The organism is Halorhodospira sp. M38, from assembly GCF_022227985.1.
Taxonomy (GTDB): domain Bacteria; phylum Pseudomonadota; class Gammaproteobacteria; order Nitrococcales; family Halorhodospiraceae; genus Halorhodospira; species Halorhodospira halophila_A.
This window is the reverse complement of record NZ_JAJNQP010000040.1, coordinates 1-7360: the sequence shown is the minus strand read 5'-3', so window position 1 is coordinate 7360 and position 7360 is coordinate 1. Positions and strand designations below refer to the sequence as shown.

The following is a 7360-nucleotide window of genomic DNA, read 5'->3' as shown; positions in this document are numbered from 1 at the left end:
CCTGGCATCTCGAGCCTTTCCGGCTGCGGCCCTTGCAATTGCGGATGAACGCCTCCCGTGCCGCCTCCCGCTGCTCGCGGTCGTTGATCCACTGCGCACCGTCGCGCTGGTAGACCCGCTGCGTGATGAACGCCTCATAGCCGTAGAGCGCGGCCCGTAGGTAGTCCTGTCGCGCGAGCGCGTTGCGGGCGTGCTCGGCCTGGCGCAGGTACAGGCGCTGTCCCTCGACCCAGGCGGTCTGCGCCTCGAGCAGGGGCTGGAAGAGCCCGCCGGGACCGGGGAGATCGGTCTCTCTCAGCGCCTGCCGTACCCGGCGATAGCGGCTTCGCGCGTGCTGGCCCTGGTGGACGGTCTCGAGGAAGCTCCCCTGGGCGAGGTCCTCGGCGATCTGCGGGGCATCGGCCTGGAGCAGGCTCGCCACGGCCGAGAGATCACCGGTGGTCCGGCCACGCTGGATCGCCTCCATCCAGTCGGCGAGGGCGAGGATGCCGGCGATGTCGTGCATCTCGGCCTCTTGGCCGCCGGAGGCGAGCTGGGCGTACCAGAGCCCGTCGACCTCGAGATCGGGCGTGAGGGTCTGGCGATAGAGGGCGGCCATGAGCGCCACCATGGGTAGGTGGCGGAAGCCGTGGGTGATATCGAGGGTCAGCCGGTCGGTGTCGGCGGTCACCTCGGCGAGCGTGTGCAGGATCTGCCACGTCTCGTCCATCCCCGGCGTCTCCGGGATCAGGCGCAGGATGACCTCCCGGCCGGCCGCCTGAGTCAGCGCCTGCGCGAGCTCGTCGAGCTGCTCGGCGCTCGTCGCCTGGCGGTCGACGCTATCCGGCAGGGCCAGGTCACTCTCCTCCGGCAGCTGTGCTGACGGGTAGTCCGCGAGCAACTGGTCCCACATGCTGCCGGCCGTACCGAGGATGACGAGCCGGTCCGGACGGGTGTGGGCGGCGATCCCGTGGCCGATGAAGGCGATGCCCTCTTGGCGGGTGCCGTCCGGGAAACAATAGGCCACGCGCTCGTAGCCCTGCTCCGGGCGGCGGGTGCGGCCGAGAAACGAGACAAGGGTGTGCATCGGTGTTCCTCCCTGAAAGCCGGTGATGCTGTGATGGAAAGGGGCCAGTCTAGCCGCTGAAAAACATCCGGACGATCCCGTAGCCGAGAAGTGTTCTGGTCAAGTCGCAGCGGACACCCGATTAAGCAACGGCGGCCATTTCCCTTTCGCGTGGTGTCAGATATCCGAGCGAAGAGTGATGGCGCACGCTGTTGTACTCGAGCTCGATGAACCGAGCGATGTCGTCGTAGGCTGCTTGGCGGGTGCTGTACCGCTGTCCGCCCGTCCATTCGCTCTTCAGAGTGCCGAAGAACCGCTCCATTGGGGCGTTGTCCCAGCAGTCCCCCTTCCGGCTCATGGACTGGGTGAGCCCGTGACGGCGTAGTAGCGCCTGGTACTCCGCCGAGGCATACTGGCTACCGCGGTCGGAGTGATGGATGAGTCCGGGGCCCGGCCGGCGGCGCCCGATAGCCATCTCCAGGGCCCGGAGAGTGAGCTCGGAGCGCATGTGCTCGGCCATCGCCCAGCCGACGATCTGCCGGTCGTAGACGTCGAGTACCGCTGCCAAGTAGACCCAGCCCTCCAGGGTCCAGACTGCACTGATGTCGGCGAGCCAGGTCTCGTTGGGCCGCGGCGCCCAGAAGTCCCGCTTCAGCAGATTGGGAGCTGTCAATGGCCACCGTCTTGGACCCACTTGCGGACATTAAAATTGACCCACCTTGCCGGCCTCAGCCGGCGGTCTTCTCCTTGAGTCGGTAGCTCTCACCTCCGAGCATGTAGATCGATGAGTGGTGGATGACCCGATCGATGATCGGGACGGCGACGTTGTCGTTGTGGAAGAACTCGCCCCAGTCGGTGAAGTCCTTGTTGGTGGTCAGGATCAGCGAGCGGTACTCGTAGAAGGCGTGCACCAGCTGGAAGAGGTTGTAGCGCGCCTGGCGGCTCATCGGCAGGTAGCCGAGCTCGTCGATGAGCAGCAGGTCGAAGCGCGTCAGCTGGGCGATCTTTTTCTTGAGCTCGCCCTTCATCTCGGCGATCTCCAGCTCCTCGACCAGCTCCAGGGCGTTGCGAAAGAGCACCTTGTAACCGGCATCAAGGGCCTTGTCGGCGATGCCCACGGCCAGGTGCGTCTTGCCGACGCCGGGCGGACCGATGAACACCAGGTTCTGCCGGTTGTCGATGAAGCCGAAGTCCAGCAGCGCATTGACCTGGCGCTTGGTGATCGTCGTCTGGTGGCGGTAGTCGAACGCCTCCAGGCGCTTGCCCGCGGGTAGGCGGGCACGGCGGCGGTTGCCGTCGAGGCGCTTGTGCTCGCGGACCTGCTGCTCGCGCTCGGCGAGCTGCTCGGCGAAGTCGAGGTAGGAGGCTGCGTTGGCCTCGGCCTGGGCGAGCAGCTGCGGGAGCTCGTCGGCGATCGCCGTGCAGCGCAGATTGCGGTAGCGGCCCACGGTCTGCTCAAGACGGCTCATGGGTCACCTCCGTTTGGCCACCCGGGTGGCCAAGGTGCGCGTAGGCGGCCAGGGAGAGCGGCGATGCCGGGGCCTCGGACGGCGGCTGCGTCGCATCGCGGCCACGCTGCTCGGCGCGGTGATAGGCCTCGAGGTAGTCTCGGACCCGCGTGGCCGTCAGCCCCTCGCGCTCGGCCAGACGCTCGAGCACATCGCTCGGCGGCAAAGGCCTGGCCTCGAGCATACGATTGACCGCCGCGACCTGATCACGGTAGATGCGCGGATCACAGGCGCGCAGCCGGGCGCAGAGCCGCTCGCCGAGCTCGGCGCCAACGCGTTCGGCGATCGCCCCCTCCAACTCGGCGATGTGCCGGGCCCGATCCCGGTAGTGGTGGCTGTTGCGCACCGTCTGGCCCTTGTCGGCGACCACTGGATGAGTGGCCACGATCTCGCCGGTCTCCAGGTCGACGATGTGCAGCTGCCCCCCGTCCTCCTGGACGCCGACCTCGCCACGCTGGTAGGCCATCGGCACCGAGTACTTGTTCGCCGACCAGGCGATCAGACCCGTCTTGTCCACCTTACGGGTGGCCAGCGCGGCCTTGGCCTGGTCCAGCCACTCCGGCGTCAGGTACGGCCGCAGGTGCGCCCGCTCCGCGGCCTCGAAGTGCTCCTGAGGCTGGCGCTGCGTGGTGCCGTGGACGCGGACATTGGCCACCTCGTCAAGCCACTGCTGGACATGGGCGCGCAGGTCCTGCTCGTCGGCGAAACGTTCGCCGTAGAGGCAGTCGCGTTTGACGTACTTCACGCCGGCCTCGACCTTGCCCTTGCTCTCCGGGTCGTAGCCGCGGCAGGCGTGGACATGGAACCCGGCGGCGGTGGCGTAGGCGTGGAAGCGCTCGTTGACCGTCAGCTCCCGAAACTGCTCGGCGATGACCACCATCTTCGTCTGGTCGTAGACGCACTCCTCGGGGGCGCCGCCGAAGGCGCGCAGGGCCTCGTCGTGCATGCCGATGAACGCCTCGGTATCGATCGGGCGCAACGAGACCGCCACGTGCATCCGCCGCGAGTACGAGAGCACGAAGACGACGAAGTACACCGTCCGGGACTCACCGCCGATCTCCACGCCGCGCAGCTCGCCGGGATCGACCTGGCACTGAACCCCCGGCACCAGGTCCAGCACCGGCTCGTAGTAGCGCGGCTGCGCCACCGGGATGCTCGCACGCACCTGCTGCAGGTAACGGCGCAGGGTGCGATCGGAGACGTCGATCTCGCCGAGCTTCTCACGCAGCTTGCGCGCCACCTTCACGGCGCTGAGCTTGGGGTAACGGCGAAGCAGGTACTCAATGAACGGCCGATGCTCGTCGAGCCGGTGACGCCGCCGCTGAGCTCGCTCGAAGACGATGCCCGCCGGCGACTGTGCGAGGTACTTGCGCACCGTGTTCCGGGACACCCCCAGCTCTCGGGCGATAGCGCGGATCGATAGTCCGCGGCCTTCGTCGTAGAGCGCTTTGATCTTGTGAATCACGACCCACTCCTTCACAGCTCCCGTCTCCACCGCTCAGTTCGGCAGCCGACGGTATGGTCATTCGTGGCCAGGGGCCACCCGAGGGTGGGTCAATTTTCTTGGCCAGCTGTGGGTCAGTTTACGGGGCCGCTAACAGGAGCGACCGGGCGACGGTGATCGCTGAGCGTGGTGGCCCGGAAACGCCGGCGCTGACGGCACTCAACGCCCGCCTCGCGCATCAGGCTGCGGGCCCGGTGGCGACCCACTTCATAGCCCTCGCTGCGTAGCTATGCCGCCATACGGCGGCTGCCGAGGCTACCCCGCTTCTGCTCATGCAACTGCCCGACGCGCTCGATCAGCATGTTCCGCTCCAGGTCCAGGGTCTCTCGCCGGCGCCAGTCGTAGTAGCCGCTGCGAGAGACCTCCAGGTTCCGGCACAGCCGGCCGATGCTGTGGTTCGCCTTCTCCGCCTCGATGAACTCGTAGCGGCGCTCTACTCGTTGACGAAGAAGGCCGTGGCCTTTTTTAGGATCTCCTTATCTTCCCGCAGCTTACGGTTCTCCTCGCGAAGGCGGCGGAGCTCGGCATCGCGCTCGTCCTCGCCTGAGCCGATCGATCCCCCCGCTTGAGGGGCTTCCTGACCGTTACCGTGCAGCTGCCGCTCCCAGCGATCGACCATGCTGCGATCGATCCCAAGGCGCCGGGCTACCTCCGCCTTGCCGTAGCCCTGTTCACGGTGCATGGCTACCGCGGCCCGCTTGTACTCCCAGCTGTAACGGCGACGGGTCGCCTTTCCCATGGGGACACCTCCAGTCTCTATTCCTCTCAGTGTGGCTTAGCTGGGGTGTCCGCTGCTATTGGACCACTTCAGGATTGAGGAGCCCGCCCTGCGCCGCGCTGGCCCGCTCGAGGGCCTTCTGCGGGCTCTTGTAGCGGGCGAGGAGTTCGTCGATGCGCTCGACGACCGCCTGGGCCTGGCGGTACGCCCGGGAGGCGACCCCGGTGCGGAAGTCGCTCATGACTACGTTGCGGTAGTCCTGATACCAGGCGCGCTGCTCGTCAATCGGCGCCTCTACCGAGGGGGTGGCGAGCTGCGTCGGGGCGCCGCCGAGCATCTGGTGGATCTGCGCCATGTGGTCCCGGCAGCGGCGCCCACAGCCGGGACGCCGCGGATCGGTCACCTGCTGGCGCAGCTGCTCGAGCTCGCGCTCGAGGCGCTGGTGCTCGGCAAGGCCCTCCTCCATGAAGGGCGTGCTCAGCAAGCGCGAGCGCGTGTCTGTCAGGTTCTGGCGGTAGTCCCGGAAGAGCTCGGCGAGCTGGCGCTGCGCCATGCGCTCCTGCATGAAGTTGGTGTAGAGGTAGTTGAAGTTGCTCGCGCCACTAAAGGCGGCGATGAGCGCGAAGAACAGCAGCGGCATCAGCAGCGAGCGGCGGGCGAGCCGGAACTGACGGATCAGCATGTCCGCCCCGAAGAGCAGCAGCCCGATCAGCGCAGCGAACAGGAAGGTCAGCTCCTCGAGGTGGCTGTAGTAGCCGTAGTAGGAGAGGTAGACGCTGATGCTGACGCAGAGCAGCGCGATGGTGGCGTAGAGGAGGAGGTAGAGATTGCGGCCCGTCATGCCTGGCTCCGTGGCGGCTCGAATGGACGGGTCCTAAGCTGCCACGCCGGCAGCCGCAGCGCGGCGTCGGCAAGCTTGCAGCGTCCCTATGTGTCAGCCTCCCGTCCGACAGTGCCAAGGGCAAAACTTGTATAACCTTGGGCACTGATCGGAGGATGAGCCGATGACCGACGACACCGAGGAAGTGCAGCCGGAGCCCACCCTGGAGCGCCGCACCCGCCGGCAGTTCAGCAGCGCGGAGAAGCAGCGCCTGCTGGAGGAGCACGACGCTTTGCCGAAGGGAGAGAAGACGGCGTGGCTCCGGGAGCAGGGGCTCTATGCGAGCCAGCTTGCCAACTGGCGCAAGACCCTCAAAGAGCAAGGTACGCAGGGCCTGGAGCCTAGCTCCGGCGGCCGCAAGGCGAAGGATGCCCGTGACCGGCGCATCGAGCAGCTGGAGAAGGAGAAAGCGCAGCTTGAGCACCGCGCCAAGGTCGCGGAAGACCTTGTAGAGCTTCAAAAAAAAGTCGCCACCCTGTCCGAGGATCTGCAGAACGGGGAATCGCAATGAGCTGCCTGGCGGAGCGTCCAGCGTATGTGCCACGCAGCCGGGCCTGTGACGCCCTCGGGCTGTCCCGGACGGGGACCTATCCCCGCAAGCGGCCCTCGCGGGCACAGCCGGACACAGCGGCCTCCAAGCAGCCCCGTCAGCTCTCGGAGGCGGAGGTGGCGTATGTCCTCGAGACGGTGAACAGCGCTACCTACCGGGACGAGGCGGTGCGAGTCATTCACGCCCGGGAGCTCAACCAGGGGCGGCCCTTGCCGTCGGTGTCGTCGATCTACCGGATCCTGCGGCGCCGCGGGCAGAGCCGGGAGCGGCGCAACCAGCGGCCGCCGCAGCGCCATGTCAAGCCGCGGGTGATCGTCCGTGCGCCCAACCAGGGCTGGTCTTGGGATATCAGCAAGTTACCCACGACCTGCAAGGGGGTCTACCTCAACCTCTACGAGGTCCTGGACCTGTTCTCGCGCTACCCCGTCGCGTGGATGGTCTCGCGCAAGGAGAACGGTGGCCTGGCGCAACACCTGTTCCGCCATGCACTGGAGCGCCATGCCATTGAGCCGGGGGCTCTCGTGGTCCACCAGGACCGCGGAGCCCCCATGATCGCCCAGAGCTACCGGGAGTTCCTCGACAGTCACGGGGTCCGGCGCAGCTACTCCCGACCCCGGGTAAGCAACGATAACCCCTTCAGTGAGGCCCATTTCAAGACGCTCAAGTACAGCCCGGACTATCCCGGGCGGTTCGAGGGCATCGACCACGCCCGCGAGTGGCTAGCGGCGTTCATGGAGGGCTACAAACACCGCCCGCATGAGGGGCTGGGCTACTACACCCCGGCTGAGGTCTTTGAGGGGCGCGCGGAGGCGGTGCGCGTCCAGCGCCAGGCCGCTCTCGATGCCTACTACGAGAGCAATACCAGCCGGTTCCCGAGGGGGCGCCCCATCGCCAACAAGCCCCCTCAGGAGGTCGCCATCAACCCCGAGGACGGCGTGGCCCAGAGCGCCGACGCTTTCCTCAAGGCTAGCGCCGAGGCGCTATCAACCCCCACCCCCAGGGTGGACATTCATGAAGAAAACGAGCCCCTACTGTCGGACAGAGGTTGACACATTCCGCGTGGGCATCAGCGGTCAGGGATGAGCGAATGGCTGCTCTGGGGCCGCTGTAGCTCGGGGGTGAAGGGCGTGGCGTCGAGAAGGATTTTCAATCCCT

The 7360-nt window shown here is 66.9% G+C and carries 6 protein-coding genes and 2 pseudogenes; 2 read left to right on the top strand and 6 right to left on the bottom strand.

Annotation, left to right across the window (positions count from 1 at the left end; all coding sequences use genetic code 11):
* From csx2 to LRA98_RS12220, 6 genes and pseudogenes are all read right to left on the bottom strand, one after another.
* Window positions 1–1066, bottom strand: a 1066-nt coding sequence (csx2, locus tag LRA98_RS12245) for a TIGR02221 family CRISPR-associated protein (protein ID WP_238634172.1), incomplete at its 3' end; no start/stop codon positions are given.
* Between the two features lie 121 nt (window positions 1067–1187).
* Window positions 1188–1712: pseudogene (locus LRA98_RS12240) on the bottom strand (IS3 family transposase); the annotation flags it as partial.
* A 61-nt stretch (window positions 1713–1773) separates the two neighbouring features.
* On the bottom strand, window positions 1774–2514 hold the full coding sequence (istB, locus tag LRA98_RS12235) for an IS21-like element helper ATPase IstB (RefSeq protein WP_238634173.1): 741 nt from the start codon (window positions 2512–2514) through the stop codon (window positions 1774–1776).
* Window positions 2501–4018: an IS21 family transposase gene (gene istA, locus LRA98_RS12230; RefSeq protein ID WP_238634174.1), complete on the bottom strand. Its 1518-nt coding sequence runs from the start codon at window positions 4016–4018 to the stop codon at window positions 2501–2503. The genes istB and istA overlap by 14 nt, the downstream gene beginning before the upstream one ends.
* Window positions 4019–4152: 134 nt before the next feature.
* Window positions 4153–4796: pseudogene (locus tag LRA98_RS12225) on the bottom strand (transposase); the annotation flags it as partial.
* Between the two features lie 55 nt (window positions 4797–4851).
* Complete coding sequence (locus tag LRA98_RS12220) at window positions 4852–5616, bottom strand: hypothetical protein (RefSeq protein ID WP_238634175.1); 765 nt, start codon at window positions 5614–5616, stop codon at window positions 4852–4854.
* 163 nt (window positions 5617–5779) lie between these two features.
* Between LRA98_RS12220 and LRA98_RS12215 the strand changes: the two genes are divergently transcribed.
* Together LRA98_RS12215 and LRA98_RS12210 are read left to right on the top strand one after the other, a co-directional pair.
* Window positions 5780–6166, top strand: a complete 387-nt coding sequence (locus tag LRA98_RS12215; RefSeq protein ID WP_238634176.1) for a hypothetical protein — start codon at window positions 5780–5782, stop codon at window positions 6164–6166.
* Entirely contained in the window at window positions 6163–7254 is a 1092-nt protein-coding gene (locus tag LRA98_RS12210) for an IS3 family transposase (RefSeq protein WP_238634177.1), read from the top strand. The genes LRA98_RS12215 and LRA98_RS12210 overlap by 4 nt, the downstream gene beginning before the upstream one ends.
* Window positions 7255–7360 lie beyond the last annotated feature (106 nt).